Origin of the sequence: Arenimonas sp., from assembly GCF_041919775.1 — a bacterium.
Lineage (GTDB): Bacteria > Pseudomonadota > Gammaproteobacteria > Xanthomonadales > Xanthomonadaceae > Arenimonas.
On the sequence record NZ_JAYRTE010000032.1, the window covers coordinates 1 to 18,632 of the forward strand.

General features: G+C 69.2%; 16 protein-coding genes. 8 read left to right on the forward strand and 8 right to left on the reverse strand.

Annotated features, from left to right (window positions below; genetic code table 11):
• Nucleotides 1–539, forward strand: a 539-nt coding sequence (locus ACE3TE_RS12440; protein WP_374605425.1) for a hemerythrin domain-containing protein, incomplete at its 5' end; no start/stop codon positions are given.
• A gap of 3 nt (nt 540–542) precedes the next feature.
• Here ACE3TE_RS12440 and ACE3TE_RS12445 read toward each other — a convergent pair.
• Complete coding sequence (locus tag ACE3TE_RS12445) at nt 543–1,148, reverse strand: exonuclease domain-containing protein (RefSeq protein WP_374605426.1); 606 nt, start codon at nt 1,146–1,148, stop codon at nt 543–545.
• Between the two features lie 3 nt (nt 1,149–1,151).
• Nucleotides 1,152–2,978, reverse strand: coding sequence for a DUF294 nucleotidyltransferase-like domain-containing protein (locus ACE3TE_RS12450; protein ID WP_374605427.1), 1,827 nt, complete (start codon nt 2,976–2,978; stop codon nt 1,152–1,154).
• 125 nt (nt 2,979–3,103) lie between these two features.
• On the opposite strand from ACE3TE_RS12450, the gene ACE3TE_RS12455 reads away from it, so the two are divergent.
• Nucleotides 3,104–6,556: a NahK/ErcS family hybrid sensor histidine kinase/response regulator gene (locus ACE3TE_RS12455; RefSeq protein WP_374605429.1), complete on the forward strand. Its 3,453-nt coding sequence runs from the start codon at nt 3,104–3,106 to the stop codon at nt 6,554–6,556.
• A gap of 32 nt (nt 6,557–6,588) precedes the next feature.
• On the opposite strand, the gene ACE3TE_RS12460 is transcribed toward ACE3TE_RS12455, so the two are convergent.
• The 3 genes from ACE3TE_RS12460 to ACE3TE_RS12470 are packed head-to-tail and all read right to left on the reverse strand — an operon-like array spanning nt 6,589 to nt 8,180.
• Nucleotides 6,589–6,972: a DUF302 domain-containing protein gene (locus tag ACE3TE_RS12460; RefSeq protein WP_374605431.1), complete on the reverse strand. Its 384-nt coding sequence runs from the start codon at nt 6,970–6,972 to the stop codon at nt 6,589–6,591.
• 2 nt (nt 6,973–6,974) lie between these two features.
• Nucleotides 6,975–7,598 (reverse strand): trimeric intracellular cation channel family protein, encoded by a 624-nt coding sequence (locus tag ACE3TE_RS12465; RefSeq protein ID WP_374605432.1) that lies wholly within the window; start codon nt 7,596–7,598, stop codon nt 6,975–6,977.
• Nucleotides 7,599–7,649: 51 nt separating this feature from the next.
• The gene (locus tag ACE3TE_RS12470) at nt 7,650–8,180 is read right to left on the reverse strand and encodes a hypothetical protein (protein WP_374605433.1); all 531 of its coding nucleotides are present in this window, start codon (nt 8,178–8,180) and stop codon (nt 7,650–7,652) included.
• Between the two features lie 169 nt (nt 8,181–8,349).
• On the opposite strand from ACE3TE_RS12470, the gene ACE3TE_RS12475 reads away from it, so the two are divergent.
• Together ACE3TE_RS12475 and ACE3TE_RS12480 are read left to right on the forward strand one after the other, a co-directional pair.
• Complete coding sequence (locus ACE3TE_RS12475; RefSeq protein ID WP_374605435.1) at nt 8,350–9,432, forward strand: catalase family peroxidase; 1,083 nt, start codon at nt 8,350–8,352, stop codon at nt 9,430–9,432.
• Nucleotides 9,432–9,962, forward strand: a complete 531-nt coding sequence (locus ACE3TE_RS12480) for a cytochrome b (RefSeq protein WP_374605437.1) — start codon at nt 9,432–9,434, stop codon at nt 9,960–9,962. Before ACE3TE_RS12475 ends, ACE3TE_RS12480 begins: the two co-directional genes overlap by 1 nt.
• A gap of 18 nt (nt 9,963–9,980) precedes the next feature.
• On the opposite strand, the gene ACE3TE_RS12485 is transcribed toward ACE3TE_RS12480, so the two are convergent.
• Both ACE3TE_RS12485 and acs read right to left on the reverse strand, forming a co-directional pair.
• The gene (locus ACE3TE_RS12485; protein WP_374605439.1) at nt 9,981–10,661 is read right to left on the reverse strand and encodes a response regulator transcription factor; all 681 of its coding nucleotides are present in this window, start codon (nt 10,659–10,661) and stop codon (nt 9,981–9,983) included.
• Between the two features lie 2 nt (nt 10,662–10,663).
• Nucleotides 10,664–12,625 carry an acetate--CoA ligase gene (acs, locus tag ACE3TE_RS12490; RefSeq protein ID WP_374605440.1) on the reverse strand — a complete coding sequence of 654 codons (1,962 nt, stop codon included), beginning with the start codon at nt 12,623–12,625 and terminating at the stop codon, nt 10,664–10,666.
• Between the two features lie 207 nt (nt 12,626–12,832).
• On the opposite strand from acs, the gene ACE3TE_RS12495 reads away from it, so the two are divergent.
• The 4 genes from ACE3TE_RS12495 (at nt 12,833) to ACE3TE_RS12510 (ending at nt 16,615) form a co-directional block, all read left to right on the forward strand.
• Nucleotides 12,833–14,155 carry a DcaP family trimeric outer membrane transporter gene (locus ACE3TE_RS12495; RefSeq protein WP_374605442.1) on the forward strand — a complete coding sequence of 441 codons (1,323 nt, stop codon included), beginning with the start codon at nt 12,833–12,835 and terminating at the stop codon, nt 14,153–14,155.
• Between the two features lie 23 nt (nt 14,156–14,178).
• On the forward strand, nt 14,179–14,448 hold the full coding sequence (locus ACE3TE_RS12500) for a DUF4212 domain-containing protein (RefSeq protein WP_374605444.1): 270 nt from the start codon (nt 14,179–14,181) through the stop codon (nt 14,446–14,448).
• Between the two features lie 3 nt (nt 14,449–14,451).
• Nucleotides 14,452–16,221, forward strand: a complete 1,770-nt coding sequence (locus ACE3TE_RS12505; protein WP_374605446.1) for a sodium:solute symporter family protein — start codon at nt 14,452–14,454, stop codon at nt 16,219–16,221.
• 94 nt (nt 16,222–16,315) lie between these two features.
• On the forward strand, nt 16,316–16,615 hold the full coding sequence (locus tag ACE3TE_RS12510) for a hypothetical protein (protein ID WP_374605448.1): 300 nt from the start codon (nt 16,316–16,318) through the stop codon (nt 16,613–16,615).
• A 345-nt stretch (nt 16,616–16,960) separates the two neighbouring features.
• Here ACE3TE_RS12510 and ACE3TE_RS12515 read toward each other — a convergent pair whose 3' ends face one another.
• A complete protein-coding gene (locus ACE3TE_RS12515; RefSeq protein ID WP_374605450.1) occupies nt 16,961–18,505 on the reverse strand; it encodes an SDR family NAD(P)-dependent oxidoreductase in 1,545 nt (514 codons plus the stop codon).
• Nucleotides 18,506–18,632 lie beyond the last annotated feature (127 nt).

An 18,632-nucleotide genomic window follows, 5' to 3' on the forward strand; every position in this document is an offset into this window, starting at 1 on the left:
CAGTCGACCCCTGTAGGAGCGGCTTCAGCCGCGAAGCTTTTCCCGCGCTAGACTGGCCCAAGCCCGACGGGAGCAAGCCGATGACCGAAACCATCTACGACGCCCTGCGCGAAAGCCACGAAACCCAGCGGTCCCTCTGCCGGCGCCTGCTGCGCACCAGCGCCCGCGGCGACGACCGCCAGGCGATCTTCACCGAGCTGCGCATCGAACTGGCCGCGCATGCCGCCTCCGAGGAGCGCTACCTCTACGCCCCGATGCTGATGCACGACGGCGGCCTCGACGCCTCCCGCCACGCCCTGCACGAACACCACGAGATCGACGAACTGGTGGAGAAGCTGCAGGAAGGCAGCCCTTCCGACCGCGGCTGGATGAATACCGCACGGGCCCTGTCGCGTGAGGTGCACCACCACCTGCGCGAGGAGGAAAAGAAGTTCTTCCAGGTCTCGGGCAAGCTGCTGACCGAGGCGCAGAAGACCAAACTGGCCGGCCAGTACCGCCGCGACATCAAACGCATGCGCAAGGTGCTGGCCGAAGGCTGAGCTTCAGCCCGCGCGCTGTTTCAGCGCGAGCCAGCAAAGCGCGACGGTGCTGGCGTCGCCGAGCGCGGTGTGCCGGGCGATCACCGGCACGCCCAGCGCGCCGGCAATCGCGTCGAGCGAAAGGTCCACGTGCGCGTGCGGGTCGGCCAGGCGCCGGTGGTCGAGCCAGGCCTGGGCCAGCTCGGCGCGGCGGTGGGGCAGCGGGAAACCCAACACCACACGCATCGGGCCGTCGAGCATGGCCATGTCGAAGGCGAGGTGGTGGCCGAGCAGGCATCGTGGGCCCAGCCAGCGCAGAAAACCCGGCAGGACCTCGCGCAGCTGCGGCGCGTAGGCGACGTCGGCTGGCGTGAGGCGGTGATGGCGGATCGATTCAATGTCGAAGGCGCGGCCGGGATGCACCAAGGTTTCGAAGCGTTCCGCCAGCCGCACCCGGCCATCGCGCACCGGCACGGCGGCCAGGCTGAGGATGGCGTCGGTGCGCGGGTCCAGGCCGGTGGTTTCGAGGTCGAGCGACACCCATTCGTCCTTCGGCGGCGCGACGAACAGTGGCGCCCACTCGCCGCCGGCGTGGCGACGGCCCAGCCACCAGCGGCGCAGCGGGTTCACGGCCTAGCCGCCCAGGTGGAACACGTCGGCGACGTGCTCCTTGAAGGCGTTGACCACGCGCAGGGCGTCGCGCAGCAGCTCGCGGTCGAGCCGGCGCAGCGCACCGACGTCCACGCCGTTCGACGGTGGCCGGCCGGCATCGATGTCGGCCAGCTGCTGGCCCAGGCGCAGGCGCATCAGCACCGCCAGCGCCTGCGGCACGTCGCGGCCCAGCTCCGGCGACAGCGCGCCGGCCTTCACCAGCGCCGCGCAGCGATCGAAGCTGTTGCGGTGGGCGATGCCGTGGCGCAGGGCCAGCACGCGCAGGCCGTGCACCAGCGGGAAGACGCCGCCGCGCTTGAGGTCGGCGCGGCCTTCGGTTTCGCGCACATTGCCCAGCCAGGTGAGCGGATTACCTTTGCTCAGCGTCGCTTCGGCCAGGTATTTCAGGCCGATGGCGTCCTGGCCCAGTGCCTGCATCGCGGGTCGCAGCGAGTCGAAAAGCGCGGGGTTGCCGGCGACCGGCCGCGCGTCGAGCGTGATCGCCAGGTCCAGCGCGCTCCGGCCGTCGGCGACGCGCGCCCATTCGCCGATGCGTTCGCGCCACGCGGACTGGCTGAGCCGCCAGTGCGGGTTGTCCACCATCACCTTGCCCGGGCAGGGCGGGTAGCCGATGTGTTCGAGCGCGGCTGAAAACGCTTTCATGGCGTCGGCCAGGCCCGGCCAGTCGAAGCCGTCGGCCAGCACCAGGGCATTGTCCTGGTCGGTCTTGAGGATCTGTTCGCGGCGGCCTTCGCTGCCCAGCACCAGCAGGCACAGTTTGTCGTGGTGTTCTTCCGGCACGCACAGCGCGAACACCCGCGCCAGGATGCGGCTGTTGAGCGCGCTGACCATCTCCATCAGGTAGCTCATCTTCGCGCCCTGGGCGTGCAGCTGGCGCACCAGGTCGGTCATGCCGCGGGCGGCGTCGGCAATTTCCTCCACGCTGGCGGCGCGGGCGAGGCGCAGGCTGATCAAGTGCGAACTGGATGCGTAGTGCGCCAGTACCTCGGCCAGACCCAGGCTTCCGACGGCCTTTTCGTCGGCGTCGCGCACGATCACGCGTTCGACGTGGTGTTCGGTCATCGTCACCAGGGCCTGGAACAGCACTTCGTCGGCGCGCACGGACAGCAGCGGCCGGCTTGCGAGTGGGCCGACCGGGGAATCGCGATCCAGACCGCGCACCGCCAGCGCATCCAGCAGGTCGGTGCGGGTGACGATGCCCTGCCCGCTCTCGCCCGGCGCCGGATCGACCAGCAGGCAGTCGATGCGATGTTCGCGCAGCGCGGCGGCCGCGTCGGCGATGCCGATGTCCGGCGGCACGGCAAACACCGGCGCCAGCTGCGCGTCGGCGATGCGGGTCAGCATCAGCCGGCCCAGTTCGCTGGGCTGCTGCTGTTCGGCCAGCAGCTTTCGTTTCACCGACAGCGCTTCGTGGAAGTAGGCGGCGAAACGCGGGTTGTCGGCCAGCAGCGCCTGGAAGGTGTCGGCGGGCACCAGGAAGCAGACCGTGTCCTGCACCGCCTCGTAACGATGCCGCGCGCGCCCGGCGATCACCGCGAAGGCGCCGAACAGGTCGCCGGGCCCGTAGTCGGCGAAGCGCGCGCTGTCGGCGCCGCGGCCGTCGAACGCCTGCACCTGCCCTTTCAGGATCACCTGCACGTGCGCGGAAGGCTCGCCGGCTTCGATGATTCGGCTGCCGGCGGCGTGGTAGGCCAGGTCGACCGCGGCCGACAGCCGCTGCTTCTGGCCGGCGTCGAGCAGGTCGAAGGGCGGGGAATCGAGGTCCAGTCCGGGCACGGGCGTGGCCATGGGCGCCAGCCTGACACGGCGCGGGCGCGGCGTCAGCGGTGCCATGCCTACGACTTTGGTCGAAGCCCGTGGCGGGCGGCCGGCGCTACACTCGGCCGGTCCGCAGGTTCCCTTGGGGAGGGGCCGTGATTGCAGGCTGGATCCTGCTGCTGGTGTCGGTCGGCTATGTCGGGCTGCTGTTCGGCGTGGCCTGGCTGGGCGACCGCAAGCCGCTGTACCCGCGCCGCAATTGGCTGCGGCCGATCATCTACTCGCTGGCGCTGGCGGTTTATTGCTCGTCGTGGACCTTCTACGGCGCGGTCGGCACGGCGGCCACCACCGGCCTGGGCTTCCTGCCGATCTACCTGGGTCCGATCCTGCTGTTCCTGTTCGGCTGGCGCATCCTGGAACGCATGGTGCTGGTGGCGCGCGAACAGAGCACCGTGTCCATCGCCGACTTCCTGGCCGCGCGTTACGGTCGCGCCCAGAACATCGCCGCCACGGTGACGCTGATCGCGGTTATCGCCGCCATCCCCTACATCGCGCTGCAGTTCAAGGCCGTGGCGATGAGCATGGAAGTGCTGTCGGGCGCCGACAGCGGCGACGGCGGCGTGCTGGCCGACCCGGCCTTTTATTCGGCGCTGCTGCTGGCGCTGTTCGCCATCCTGTTCGGCACCCGCGAGATCGACGCCACCGAGCACCACCACGGCATGATCCTGGCCGTGGCGCTGGAATCGCTGGTGAAGCTGGTGGCCTTCGCCGCCGTCGGCGTGTTCGCTCTCGACCACTTGCCGGGCAGCGACGACATGCTGTCGCGCTTCCAGTCGGCCACGCGTGATTTCGTCGCACCGGGCATCCCGCAGGGTTTCATGGCGCAGACGCTGCTGGCCTTCGTGGCTATCGTCTGCCTGCCGCGGCAGTTCCACGTGGCCGTGGTCGAATGCGGTGAAGTCGCCGACGTGCGCCGGGCGCGCTGGCTGTTCAGCGCCTACCTCGGCGTGATCTGCATCTTCGTGCTGCCGATCACCTCGGCCGGCCAGGCGCTGTTCGCGGGCGCCGGCGTGGCGCCGGACACCTACGTGCTGGCGCTGCCGATGGCCTTCGACAACACGGCGCTGGCGCTGGCCGCGTACGTGGGCGGTTTTTCCGCCGCCACCGGCATGGTCATCGTCTCTTCGGTGGCGCTGGCAACGATGGTCAGCAACGACCTGGTGATGCCACTGCTCTGGCGCGGCAGCCTCACCGATCCCGGCCAGCGCCAGCACCTGGGCCGGCGCGTGCTGTGGGTGCGGCGCATCGCGATCGTCGCGATCGCGCTGCTGGCCTACGCGTATTACCGAGGCGCCGGCGAATCGGGTTCGCTGGCGGCCTTCGGCCTGCTGGCCTTCGCCGCTGTGGGCCAGTTCGCGCCCGCGCTGATCGGTGGCCTGTACTGGCGCGGCGCCAGCCGGCGCGGGGTGATGGCGGGGCTGGTCGCGGGTTTCCTGCTGTGGGGCTACACCCTGCTGCTGCCGACGCTGACGCGCGCCGGCTGGTTCGACACCGCGTGGCTCCACCTCGGCCCGCTGGGCATCGCCTGGCTGCAGCCCGAAAGCCTGTTCGGCCTGCGCGGCTGGGACCCGATCACCCACGGCACCTTCTGGTCGCTGCTGGTGAACGTGCTGGCGCTGCTGCTGGTGTCGGCGCGCTATCGACCCAGCCTGGAAGAACGCATCCGCGCCACGCCCTTCCTGGACCCATACGCCGCTCGCCCGCTGGCGTCGCCGGGCAGCTGGTCGGCCACGCTCAGCGCCGGCGACCTGCTGGCCCTGGCCACGCGCATCGTCGGCGAACGCGCCGCCCGCCGCGCCTTCGCCGAACACGCCGCCGCGCAGGGCCGCGACATCAGTCCCTCGGCGCCGGCCGACCGGCCGCTGATCCAGTTCACCGAACGCCTGCTGGCCGGCGCCATCGGCGCGGCCTCGGCGCGCCTCACGCTGACCACCGCGCTGCGGGGCTCGGGCATGGAGCTGGGCGAAGTGATGAGCCTGCTCGACGAGGCCAGCCACGAGCTGCGCTTCAATCGCGAGATCCTGTCGGCGACGCTGGAGAACCTGTCGCAGGCGGTCAGCGTGGTCGACCGGGACCTGCGGCTGGTGGCCTGGAACGGGCGCTACCAGGAACTGTTCGGCTACCCCGACGGCATGTTGTACGTCGGCCGGCCGGTGGTGGACCTGATCCGCTACAACGCCGAACGCGGCGAAATGGGCCCGGGCGACGTCGAGGAACAGGTGCGCAAGCGCGTCGGCCACCTGCGCGAAGGCACGCCCTATGCCTTCGAACGCGTGCGCGCGAACGGCCAGGTGGTCGAGATGCGCGGCCAGCCGCTGCCCGGCGGTGGCTACGTGACGACCTACAGCGACATCACCGACTACAAGCGCGTCGAGCAGGCGCTGCGCGAGTCCAATGAAACCCTGGAACAGCGCGTCGCCGACCGCACCCGCGAAGCCGAGGCCGCCAACCTGTCCAAGACCCGCTTCCTGGCGGCGATTTCGCACGACGTGCTGCAGCCGATCAATGCCGCGCGGCTGTTCACCTCGGCGCTGCGCGACACCGACGAAGCCGGCGAGCAGCGGCGCCTGGCCGAACGCGTGGACGTGTCGCTGCGCGACGCCGAAGAGCTGCTGGACGGCCTGCTCGACATCTCGCGCCTGGACGCCGGTTCACTGAAGCCCGAGCTTTCGGTCTTCCGCCTCGACGAACTGCTGGCCAGCGTGGCGGGCCAGTACGCGCCGCTGGCGGCCTCGCGCGGCCTGGGTTTCCGCGTTTACGCCGGCCCGCTGTCGGTGCGCAGCGACCGCCGGCTGCTGCGGCGCGCGCTTCAGAACTTCGTGGCCAACGCGCTGCGTTACACCAAGGACGGCCGCGTGATCATCGGTGCACGCCGTCGCCAGGGCGCGGTCGAGATCGAAGTCTGGGACAGCGGCCCCGGCATCCCGCCGCACCACCTGGCGCAGATCTTCGAAGAGTTCCGCCGCTTCGACCAGCCCTCGCCCTGGGGCGAACGTGGACTGGGCCTGGGCCTGAGCATCTGCCAGCGCGTATCGCGCATGCTCGACCACCCGATCTCGGTGCGCTCGTGGCCGGGTCGTGGCAGCGTGTTCGGCATCCGCGTACCGCTGGCCGAGACCGCCGCGCCCGCGAAGCCGCCACGTGTCGCTGCGCCTGCTGGCGACCTGGGCGGCCTCAAGGTGCTGTGCCTGGACAACGACCGCGAGATCCTCGACGGCATGGAGGCGCTGCTGGGGCGCTGGGGCGTGGACGTGCGCGTGGCCGAAACCGTGGCTGGCGCCCTCGCCCTGGCCCGCGACTCAAGGCCGGACGTGCTGGTCGCCGACTACCACCTGCACGACGAACTCGACGGCCTCGGCGCACTGGTCGCCCTGCGCGAAGTCTGCGGCCCGCACACGCCCGCCGTGCTGGTGACCGCCGACGGCAGCGACACCGTCAAGCGCGCGGCGCGCGACCTCGGCATCCCGGTGCTGACCAAGCCGGTGAAGCCGGCGAGCCTGCGGGCCTTCCTCGCGGCGCAGCAGCGACGGGTGGGTGGGGTTGCCTGAGGGTTGGAGGGCCGGACTTTCGACCCGATGCCTCAAACCGCCGCTTCGATGATCTTCTCCATCGCCGCTTCCACCTCGCGGGCAGCCGGCCCGATGCGGGGATCGTCGGACACCAGCTTGAGGATTGCGGTCGGCGGGATCATGCCGACGATGGTCTTGCCGCCGTCCTGGTAGATCGAAATCCGGCAGGGCAGCGCCATGTTCAGCGCCATGTCCACCGACAGCACTTCGCTGGCCTGGCCGGGGTTGCAGATTTCCATCACGCGGCATTCGTTCGCCAGCGCGAAACCCTTGCCTTCGAGGGTCTTCCTGAAGTCGTAGTGGTGCAGCACGCCGAAACCGTGTTCCTTCGACGCCTTCTCGATGTCGGCGAACACCTGGTCAACCGACTTGCTGGTTTCTTTTCTGTACAACATGCTCACTCCTCGTTTTTCCAGTTCGCGATGGGCAGGTTCCAGCCGCGCCGGATTGCCAGGTAACGCAGCAGGAAACAGGCGAAGGCGGCGACCAGCGCCGTCGGGGCCGGCGGCAGCTGCAGCGCGGAGCCGACCGCGAGCAATGTCGCGCCCAGCAAGGCGGCAACCGCATACAGTTCGCGCTGCAGCACGGCCGGGATTTCCGTGACCAGCACGTCGCGCAGCATGCCGCCGCCGATGCCCGACAGCATGCCCAGCAGCACCGCGCCCACCGGGTGGATGCCGAAGGCCAGGGCCTTGCTGGTGCCACTGACCGCGAACAGCGCCAGACCGACCGCGTCGAACATCTGCACCGGGTTGCGCACGCGCTCGACCTGTTCGTAGCCGAAGAACGTGACCAGCCCCGCCGCCATCGCCGTGGCCAGGTAGCGCCAGTCGCCAAACGCCGCGGGCGGATGCGCGCCGATGACCAGGTCGCGGACCACGCCGCCGGCCGTGGCGGCCGCGAAGGCCAGGGTCAGCACGCCGAACAGGTCCAGCCGCTTGCGCACGCCCAGCGTCGCACCGCTGATCGCGAAGGCGAAGGTGCCGACCAGGTCGAGCGTGGACAGGAGCAAGGGGGTCATGGGCCGGGAGTGTACCCAGCCCGACGAGGCCCCCACCATGGCGTCGGCGGATCAGAGCGTCCGGGTGACGTCCGCGCCCAGGCCGGAAAGCACGCGTGCCGCGTGGTCGGCCTGGTCGGCGGACAGGGCGTGCACCACGACGGTCGTGCGATGTGTCGCCGCGGCGTCGCGGGCGGCGAGCACATAGCGGTCGTGGTCCGGCCGCAGCGCCACCAGGCCGCCGAGCATCAGGCCGGCAATGCCGCCGAAGGCCGCGAAGATGAGGAAGGAGATCCAGGGCGAAGCCGAGATGGCGGGCACATCCAGCCACATCGTCGTTGCGAAGGCGACCAGGCCCACGACCACGCCGGCAATGCCCAGCCAGGCATGGGCCAGCAGGATCGTGCGCCAGATGCCCCGGCCCTCCGGCTCGAGGCGGATGCCCGTATCCGGATCCTCCGCCGTGATCACCTTGACCTGCGCGGCTTCGAGTCGGACTTCGTCCGCGACCGCCTTGGCCGCGGCCCGCGCGATGGATTCATTGTCGAAGACCGCGGCGAGTTTGCTGTTGGACACTTCACCGCTGAGGGGGATGTCGGACATGGCGGCTGCTCCGGATGACGCTGGCCCCATGGTGCGACCCCCCGATCACCCGGGGATGACCAAGGACTGACTCACGGGCGGGCGTTCAGGTTTGACCGCCCCGTGGCGCCCTCACCCGCCCGAGACGGTCGGCATGCGTCAATGGGAAATCAGTCTGCCGGGTAGCGCCATGAACGAACCCCATCCTCCCGTCCCGCCGCGCAGATCGTCGCGGATGGCCTACGCCGGCATCGCCGCGGTCGTGGCCTCGCTCGCCGCGGCGTTCGCGTGGACGGCGGGCTGGCTGACCCCTTCGCGGGTCACCGCGCCGCGGCTGGTGGACAGCATCGAAAACGGCAAGCCCTTCGCCGGCTTCCGGCGTGCGCATGCGCGCGGTGTCTGCGTGGCTGGCTACTTCGAGCCCACGGCCGAGGCCGCGGCGCTGTCCAAGGCCCGGGTTTTCACCCAGCCGGTGACGCCGGCGCTGGGCCGCCTGTCGATCGGCGGCGGCGATCCCTACGGCCTCGAAGGCGCCGCGCGCGTGCGCAGCCTCGCCCTGCAGTTCGACACCGACGACGGCCAGCGCTGGCGCCTGGCGATGAACAGTTTCCCGTTCTTCGCGGTTTCGACGCCGCAGGCTTTCGCCGAGCAGATCCTGGCTTCGCGCCCGGATCCGGCCACCGGCAAACCCGATCCACGCAAGCAGCAGGCCTTCCTCGAACGCCATCCGGAGGCGGCGAACTTCATGGCCTGGGCTGGTTCGGCGCCGTGGTCGAACAGCTTCGCCAACACCCGCTACAACGGCGTGCACGCCTTCCTGTTCACCAACGCCGACGGCGGGGAGAACTACGTGCGCTGGTCCTTCGTGCCCGAAGCGGCGTTCGAGCCGCTGGACCCGGAACAGCGGCAAACCGGCGCGCCCAGCCTGCTGACCGATGAACTGCAGGTGCGGCTGGCGCGTGGTCCGCTGCGCTGGACGCTGGAACTGACGATCGCCGACGCCGGCGACCCGATCGAAGACCCCTCCCAGCCCTGGCCGGACGATCGCCGACGGGTCACCGCGGGCACGTTCGTGCTTGAAAGCGCCTCCGACCAGGCCACCGGCGCCTGCCGCGACATCAACTTCGACCCCACCATGCTTCCCGAAGGCATCGCGCCTTCGGGCGACCCGGTGCTGGCGGCGCGCGCGGCGGCCTACGCCGTGTCGTTCAACCGGCGCCAGCGCGAATTCGCCGCCGGCGACGAACCCGCGGCGACGGAAGGAGCACAGTGATGCAGGACCGCAAGCACTACGACCGCACCGCGCGCTGGCTGCACTGGTCGATGGCCGTGATGGTGCTGGCGATGTTGTTCATCGGCGTTGGCATGGTGGCCTCGCTGGAGCTGCGGCCCTGGCTGATCGACCTGCACCGGCCGCTGGGCCTGCTGGTGCTGGTGCTGGCGGTGATCCGGCTCTGGCACCGCCGCCGGAATCCGCCGCCGCCGCTTCCCGACAGCCTGTCGGCCCCGCAGGCCGCGGCTGCGCGGGCGGCGCACGTCGTGTTCTATCTGCTGCTGTTCGCGATGCCGCTGCTGGGCTGGGCGATGTCCTCGGCCGGCGGCACGCTGGTCACGCTGCCGGGCGGCTGGGTCCTGCCACCGCTGGCGCCGCAGGACCCGGCGCTCTATACCTGGCTGCGCGGCGCCCACGGCCTGCTCGGTTACGCGCTGTTCGGCCTTGTGCTGGTGCACGTGGCGGCGGCGCTGCACCACGCCTGGGTGCGTCGCGACGGTGTGTTCGAGGCGATGACGGGCGGCAAATAGCCGGACGCACGCGGATCGTCAGGGACCCTGGTCGAGTTCGGCGTCCGCCGGCTGGGGATCCACCGCCAGGCGGCCGGCCATCAGCACGGCCTGGGTCCGGTTGCTGGCGCCGAGCTTGCGCAGGATCGCGGTCATGTGCGCCTTCACCGTCGCTTCGGAAACGCCGAGGGCGTGCGCGATCTGCTTGTTGAGCAGGCCGCTGCCGAGCATGCCGAGCACGCGGAACTGCTGCGGCGTCAGCTCCTGCAGGCGCGCGGCGACCTGGGCTTCCTCCGGCGCCAGGCCTTCGCTGTGTTCGGCCTGCGGCGGCGCCCAGTGACCTCCGTCGAGCACGGTGGCGATCGCGTCGCGGATCGTGCCCGGGTCGGACGACTTGGGAATGAAGCCGGCGGCGCCGTGGTCGAGCGCGCGCCGGACGACGCGCGCTTCCTCGCGTGCCGACACGACGATGACCGGCAGCTGCGGCTGCACCGCGCGCAGGTGGACAAGCGCGCTGAAACCGTGCGCGCCGGGCATGTTCAGGTCCAGCAGCACCAGGTCGGCGTCCGGATGGGCCTCGGCACTGGCGAACAGGCCGTCGGCGCTGTCGGATTCCACCAGGTGCGCACCCGGCAACAGCCGCGACACCGCGCCCTTCAGGGCCTCGCGGAACAGCGGGTGGTCGTCCGCGACCAGGATGGTGGGCGCGGCGCCGTTCACTCTCAGCGGACCTGGCGCTCGTTGACCAGCGATTCGACCACCGCCGGGTCGGCCAGCGTGGACGTGTCGCCAAGCGTGCCGCGATCAACGCCTTCGGGGCCGGCCTCGGCGATCTTGCGCAGGATTCGGCGCATGATCTTGCCGCTGCGGGTCTTGGGCAGGCCGGGCGCCCACTGCAGCCAGTCGGGCGCGGCGATCGGGCCGATCTCGTGGCGAACGTGCTGCACCAGCTCCTTGCGCAGCGCATCGGTGGGTTCGACGTCGCCGCGAAGCGTCACGTAGGCGTAGATTCCCTGCCCCTTGATGTCGTGCGGCGCACCCACGACCGCGGCCTCGGCCACGGCCGGGTGGCTGACCAGCGCGCTTTCGACTTCCGCCGTGCCCATGCGGTGGCCGGAGACGTTGATGACGTCGTCGACGCGGCCGGTGATCCAGTAATAACCGTCGGCATCGCGGCGGCAGCCGTCACCGGTGAAGTACATGCCCGGGTAGGTCCTGAAATAGGTGTCGATGAAACGCTGGTGGTCGCCATACACCGTGCGCATCTGGCCCGGCCAGGAATCCTTGAGCACCAGGTTGCCTTCCGTGGCGCCGTGCAGTTCGTGGCCCTCGGCGTCCACCAGCGCCGGCTGTACGCCGAAGAAGGGCAGCGTCGCCGAGCCAGGTTTGGCGGGGATCGCGCCGGGCAGCGGCGAAATCAGGATGCCGCCGGTTTCGGTCTGCCACCAGGTGTCGACGATCGGGCAGCGCTCTTCGCCGACCACGCGGTTGTACCACTCCCAGGCCTCGGGATTGATCGGCTCGCCGACCGTGCCCAGCAGGCGGATGGACTGGCGCGAGTATTTCTTCACCGGGCCGTCGCCCTCGCGCATCAGGGCGCGGATGGCCGTGGGCGCGGTGTAGAAGATCGTCACCTGGTGGCGGTCACAGACCTCCCAGAACCGGCCCGGGTCGGGATAGGTCGGCACACCTTCGAACATCACCGTGGTCGCGCCGTTGGCCAGCGGCCCGTAGACCACGTAGCTGTGGCCGGTGACCCAGCCGACGTCGGCCGTGCACCAGAAGACATCGTCCTCCTTCAGGTCGAACACGCATTCGTGCGTGTAGCTGGCCCACACCAGGTAACCACCGCTGGTGTGCAGCACGCCCTTGGGCTTGCCGGTGCTGCCCGAGGTGTAAAGGATGAACAGCGGGTCCTCGGCGTTCATCGGCTTCGCATCGTGCGTGGCCGGCTGGGCGTCGACCACGGCGTCGTACCAGCGGTCGCGCGGCATCTGCATCGGCACGCCGCCGCCGGTGTGCCGCACCACCAGCACGGTTTCGACGCTGTTGGTGCCGGGCTTGCCCAGCGCCTCGTCCACGTTCGCCTTGAGCGGGATCGACTTGCCGCCGCGCAGGCCTTCGTCGGCGGTGATCACCAGCTTGCTCGAACAGTCGGCGATGCGGTTGGCGATCGAGTCGGCCGAAAAACCGCCGAACACGACCGAATGGATCGCGCCGATGCGTGCGCAGGCCAGCATCGCCACCGCGGCTTCGGGAATCATCGGCAGGTAGATGGTGATGCGGTCACCCTTCACCACGCCCAGGGATTCGAGCGCGTTCGCGAGGCGGCAGACGTCGGCGTGCAGCTCGCGGTAGGTGATTCGGCGCGGCTCGGCCTTGGGGTCGTCGGGTTCCCAGACGATGGCGACCTTGTCGCCGCGTTCGGCCAGGTGGCGGTCGAGGCAGTTGGCCGCGACGTTGAGCTCCCCGTCGGCGTACCAGCGGACGTGGAAGTTGCGCACGTCGAAGCTGGTGTCCTTGGCGCGCGTGTAGGCCGTGGACCAGTCCAGGCGCAGGCCCTGCCGTGACCAGTAGGCCTCGGGGTCGCGCAGCGCCTGCGCGTACTCGCGCTCGTAGTCGTCGCGGCGCAGCGCGGCGGCGGCCTCGAAGGCCGGGGGGACGGGAACGGTTCGCTCGGACATGGGGGCTCCTGCGGCGCGCGGCCACGATGGTTCTTCAACAAGATTACTCGCCTGCCGGCCATTCTGGGCCAGCCCTGCGGTGGCCCAATTAGACCTTGGTCTAAACCGGCCCGGATTTAGACCAATGGCGAATGGCCCGGCCCCGCGCGCCGCCACAGACTCGGCCGGCCGTTGGGGCCAAACGTTCGGATTTCCGGGAGGGGAAAGATGAACCGACACACACGTTACGCGCGCTCCGCGCTGGCGCTCGCCGTCTTGCTGGCGATCGCCGTGCCGGGCCAGGCGCTGGCGCAGGACGCCGGCGCGCAGGACCTTGAAGCCCGCATCGCCCAGCTCGAACAGATGGTGCAGGCACTGAAGGCCGAACTCGACGAACAGAAGGCCGCGGACGCCGCGAAACCGGCACCGCCGGCCCAGCCGATCCAGGCCGGCACGATCATGCCCGGCGCCAACCCGGGCACGCGCTTCAGCTTCGGCGGCTTCATCAAGTTCGACTCGATGTACACCGACACCAGCGACGGCGAGATCCCGGACAGCTCCACCGGCCGCCTGTTCTACGTGCCGAGCACGATTCCCGTGGGCGGCGTGGACGAAGACGGTGCGGATCTCGATTCGCACATCCAGTTCTCGCGCCTGTGGTTCGGCGCCGACACCGACCTGGACGGCCACAAGCTCAAGGCCTACCTGGAAATGGACCTGTTCGGCGGCGCGCTCGGCAACGAGGTCGCCACCAACACCTACGGCGTGACCATCCGCCACGCGTACGTCAGCTGGGACAAGTGGCTGGCCGGCCAGACCTGGTCGAACTTCCAGGATGCGGGCGCCCTGCCCGACGCCGTGGACTTCGTCGGCCCGACCGAAGGCACGATCTTCGTGCGCCAGGCCCAGCTGCGCTACACCAGCGGCCCGTGGTCGTTCTCGCTCGAGAACCCGGAAACCACCTACGCCGCGCACCTGACCGGCGCCCGCGGCGCGAGTGACGACAATTCCGTGCCGGACGTGACCCTGCGCTACTTGCACAAGGGCAGCTGGGGCCACTTCACCGTGGCCGGCCTGGCGCGGCAGCTGAAGTATGAAACCGCGACCAGCAGCGAAAGCGAAAGCGCCTTCGCGCTCAGCGTCTCGGGCAAGTGGAACGTCGGCGCCAACGACGATATCCGCTACATGATCAGCGGCGGCAGCGGCCTGGGCCGTTACCTGGCCTTCGGCCTGGGTCCGGACGCGATGACGGCAGCCGACGGTTCGCTCGAGGCCCTGGACGGTTACGGTGGTTTCGTCGCCTGGCGCCACGCCTTCAGCCCGAAGCTGCGCGGCAACGTGTTCTATTCGATGGCGCAGTTCGACAACGACCCGCTGCTGACGGGCCTGGCGCTGACCGAATCAGCGCGATCCTTCCACGCCAACCTCATCTACTCGCCGCTGCCCAAGATCGACATCGGCGCCGAGCTGATATGGGGCAACCGTGAACTCGAGAGCGGTGCCGACGGCGACATCCGCCGCCTGCACATGCACGTCAAGTACAGCTTCTGACCCTGCGCCGGGAGGCAAATACCATGAACACCCCCGTTACCGAAGAGCGGCGCAAGGAGTACTGGCGCCGCACCCTCCGGGTCACGGCAATCCTGCTGTCGATCTGGTTCGTCGTTACCTACGTGGTGATCTTTTTCGCGGTCCCGCTGAATCAGTTCACCTTCGTGGGGTTCCCGTTCGCCTTCTACATGGGCGCGCAGGGGGCCTTGATCGTCTACGTGGCGCTGATCGTCTTCTATGCCTGGTACATGAACCGGCTGGATCGCGAATTCGGCGTGGCCGAGGAGGGCTGACCCATGTCCGGAGACTTCGTAAGCAGGCTTCCCAAGATCTACGGCATGTACACGGGCGGCTTCCTGCTGTTCGTGATCGCGCTCGCGATCGGCGAACAGATGGGCATGCCCAATGCCTGGATCGGCTACGTGTTCATGGCGGCGACCATCGGTCTCTACGCGATGATCGGCATCATGAGCCGCACCGCGGAGACCGACGAATACTACGTCGCCGGCCGTCGCGTGCCCGCGCTGTACAACGGCATGGCCACGGGTGCGGACTGGATGTCGGCGGCCAGCTTCATCGGCATGGCCGGCACGCTGTACGCCCAGGGCTATGACGGCCTGGCCTTCGTGATGGGCTGGACCGGCGGCTACGTGCTGGTGGCGCTGTTCCTGGCGCCCTACCTGCGCAAGTTCGGCCAGTACACGATCCCGGACTTCCTGGGCACGCGCTACGGCGGCAACCTGCCGCGCACGATCGGCATCATCTGTGCGATCACGGCCAGCTTCACCTACGTGATCGCCCAGATCTACGGCGCCGGCATCATCACCAGCCGCTTCCTCGGCATCGACCTCGCCACCGGCGTCTGGGTGGGCCTGGTCGGCGTGCTGGTGTGTTCGCTGCTGGGCGGCATGCGTGCGGTCACCTGGACCCAGGTGGCGCAGTACATCGTGCTGATCATCGCCTACCTGGTGCCCGTGGTCTGGCTGTCGATCAAGGTCACCGGCAACCCGGTGCCGCAGCTGGCCTACGGCGAGGTGCTGCAGCAGATCAGCGTGCTCGAGCAGCAGCTGGGCGTCACCGCCGGGCATTCAACGCCCTTCGTGAAGACCGACATCGTCAACTTCATGGCGCTCACCTTCTGCCTGATGGTGGGCACGGCCGCGCTGCCGCACATCCTGATGCGCTTCTTCACCACGCCGAGCGTGAAGGAAGCCCGAAAGTCGGTGGGCTGGTCGCTGTTCTTCATCTTCCTGCTGTACTTCACGGCGCCGGCCTACGCGGCGTTCGCGAAGCTCGAGGTCTATTCCAACGTGATCGGGCAGTCCATCGCCACGCTCCCGGCCTGGGTGGCTTCGTGGACGCAGGTGGGCCTGGTGTCGGTGTGCGACGCGACCAACGCGGCGGCGACGATCAAGGGCTGCGTGGCCAACGGCAACGGCGACGGCATCCTGCAGCTGGCCGAGCTGATGCTCAACGCCGACGCGATCGTGCTGGCCACCCCGGAAATCGCCGGCCTGCCCTATGTCGTGGCCGGCCTGGTGGCTGCCGGTGGCCTGGCGGCGGCGCTTTCGACGGCCGACGGCCTGCTGCTGACGATCTCCAACGCGCTCTCGCACGACGTCTACTACAAGATGGTCAACCCGAACGCGTCTGCGAAGAAGCGCCTCACGGTGGCCCGCGTGCTGCTGCTGGGCGTGGCGGCGATCGCGGCCTTCGCGGCCTCGAACGCACCGGCGACGATCCTGTCGATCGTGGCCTGGGCCTTCTCGATAGCCGCGGCCTCGTTCTTCCCGGCACTGGTGCTCGGCATCTTCTGGAAACGGGCGAACAAGGCCGGTGCGGTGGCGGGCATGCTGGTGGGCTTCGGGCTGACGCTGTTCTACCTGGTCAACGTGAAGTTCCTGGGCATGACGCCGTGGTTCGGCATCAAGGACGTGTCGGCCGGCATCTTCGGCATCCCGCTGGGCTTCATCACGATCTGGGCGGTCAGCCTGATGACGGCCGAGCCGTCGCAGGAAACCAAGGACATGGTCGAGGACCTGCGTTACCCGAAGCTCGCCAGGTAATGGCGGCCGCCGCGGCCTTCCTCCCCGAAGGCCGCGGCAACCCGGGCGCCGGTGCAGCCCGCACCGGCGCCTTTTTCTTGCATAGAATCGGACGATGCTGACGACCTATACCCTGCTGAGCTACGTGATCGCGGTGCTGATGTGGACCCTGATCGGCCGCGGCGTGCTTCGCCTGCTGATTCCGGGTGATCCGATGAAGAACCCGGTCTACCGGTTGTTCACCTGGGCGCTGTGGCCGGTGCTGGCGCCGCTGCGCGCGACGATCGGCCGCGTCGTTCCGCACTCGCACCTGGGCTGGTACGCCTTCATCATCCTGCTGGCCCTGCGCATCGGGCTGTACATGCTGTTCTACAGCCAGGGCTGGCTGGTGCTCCCCGCCAACGCCCCCCAGTAGGAGCGCCTTCAGGCGCGAATCTTTGGTCCTTGTGGGAGGGACTTCAGTCCCGAAGCCCTTGGCCTTTGGCCAAGCAGGACGTCGCCCTCGATTCATTCGCGAGTGGAGGCGCCGCCTGCTCTCCTGTCGGCCTCGAAAATCTGTCGAGGAGGTAGCGTGCATCCTCCCTGGCCGACTCTCGGAGACATGGATGTCGACGAGAAGCCCCCATGGATGGGTTCACGGCGTGTCGGTCAGGGAGGGTGCACGCTGCCTCCACCCGCGAAGAAATCAGAGACGACGTCCTGCTTGGCCAAAGGCCAAGGGCAAAAGATTCGCGCCTGAAGGCGCTCCTACAAACGACGGTTACCAGTCGGTGGGGCGGTAGTCCTTGAGGAACTGGCCCCAGACGTGGGTGCCCGTGTTGAAGCCGTCGATGATCGGGTCGACGATGCGCGCCGCGCCGTCGACGATGTCCAGCGGCGGGTGGAAGCGCTCCTCGCGCGTCTTGCGTTCGGCGATCTCCAGCGGATCCTCGTCGGTCACCCAGCCGGTGTCCACCGCGTTCATGTGGATGCCGTCGCCGTGGTAATCCGCGGCCGACGTGCGCGTCATCATGTTCAGCGCCGCCTTGGCCATGTTCGTGTGCGGGTGCCGGGTCGTCTTGAAGTTGCGGTAGAACTGCCCTTCCATCGCCGACACGTTGACGATGTGCTTGTCGCGCTCCGGCGTGCGCAGCATCAGCGGCTTCAGGCGCGCATTGATCAGGAAGGGCGCGATCGCGTTCACCAGCTGCACTTCCAGCAGTTCGACCGACGGCACCTCGTGCATCTGCAGGCGCCAGGAATTGCGGCCACGCAGGTCCACCTGCTGCAGGTCGGCGTCCAGGCGGCCTTCCGGGAACAGGTGCTGCTGGCCCAGCAGCTCCTCGGCCAGCAGCGGCACTTGCGACAGCTCGGCGGCGCGGGTCAGGCCCGGCGCCTCGGCGTCGTGCACCAGGGCATTGCCGTCGGGCACGATGTCGTAACCGCGCAGGCCTTCGTAGCTGCCCAGCAGCTTGCGCACGTGTTCGGGCATGTCGCCGTGGGCGGCGGTTTCGCCCGCGATCATGTGCGCGTAGAACGCCGGCGGGCGACGCACAGTCTGGCAGGCGTTGTTGATGATGAAGTCCAGCCGCTCGCGCGTCGCCAGCAGGGTCTGGCAGAAGGCCTCGACGCTGGGCGTGTGGCGCAGGTCCAGGCCGAACACCTCCAGGCGATGCCCCCACTCGGCGAAGTCGGGCTCCTGCGCGTAGCGCGCCGCCGAATCACGCGGGAAGCGCGTGGTGACGATCAGCGAAGCGCCGGCGCGCAGCAGCTTCAGGCCGGCCTGGTAGCCGATCTTGACGCGGCCGCCGGTGAGCAGCGCCACGCGCCCGGTGAGGTCGGCGGTTTCGGTGCGCTTGTGGAAATTGAAGTCCGCGCAGGCCGGGCACATCTGGTCGTAGAAATGGTGGATGCGCGTGTACTTTTCCTTGCACACGTAGCAGTGCTGCGGCTCGATCGTCTCGCGCGCGGGGTCGTCGGTGATGTGGTCCACCGGCGCCTTCGAGGGCGGGAAATAGTTCGGCGTCTGGAACACCGGCTTGCTGCGCAGCTCGCGGATGCCGGTGGCGTTGAGCACGGCGTCGTCGTGGGCGTTGCGCTCCTTCACGACCGCGCGCCGGGCCTCGCGGCGGCGCTTGCGATGGTCGATCGGGTCGGGGTTGTGGAAGCGGTTCACCGCCGCCTTCAGGCGCTTTTGCTCTTCCACCGGCAGGGCTTCGAACGCGGCGCGGTCGGCGGCCACGGTGTCGAGCAGTTCGGCGGCGGCGCGCAGGCGCCCGATCAGGGCTTCGCCATCGGTCAGTGGCGGGGAGGGGTGGTCGGTCACGGGAGAGGCATCGGGAAGCGGGCGCGGCGGCGCCAGGGGGGCGCATTGTCGCAGGAATCCTGCCATCCATTGTAGGAGCGGCTTCAGCCGCGAATCGGTTCTTTGCCGGGGGCAAAGACAAAAGATT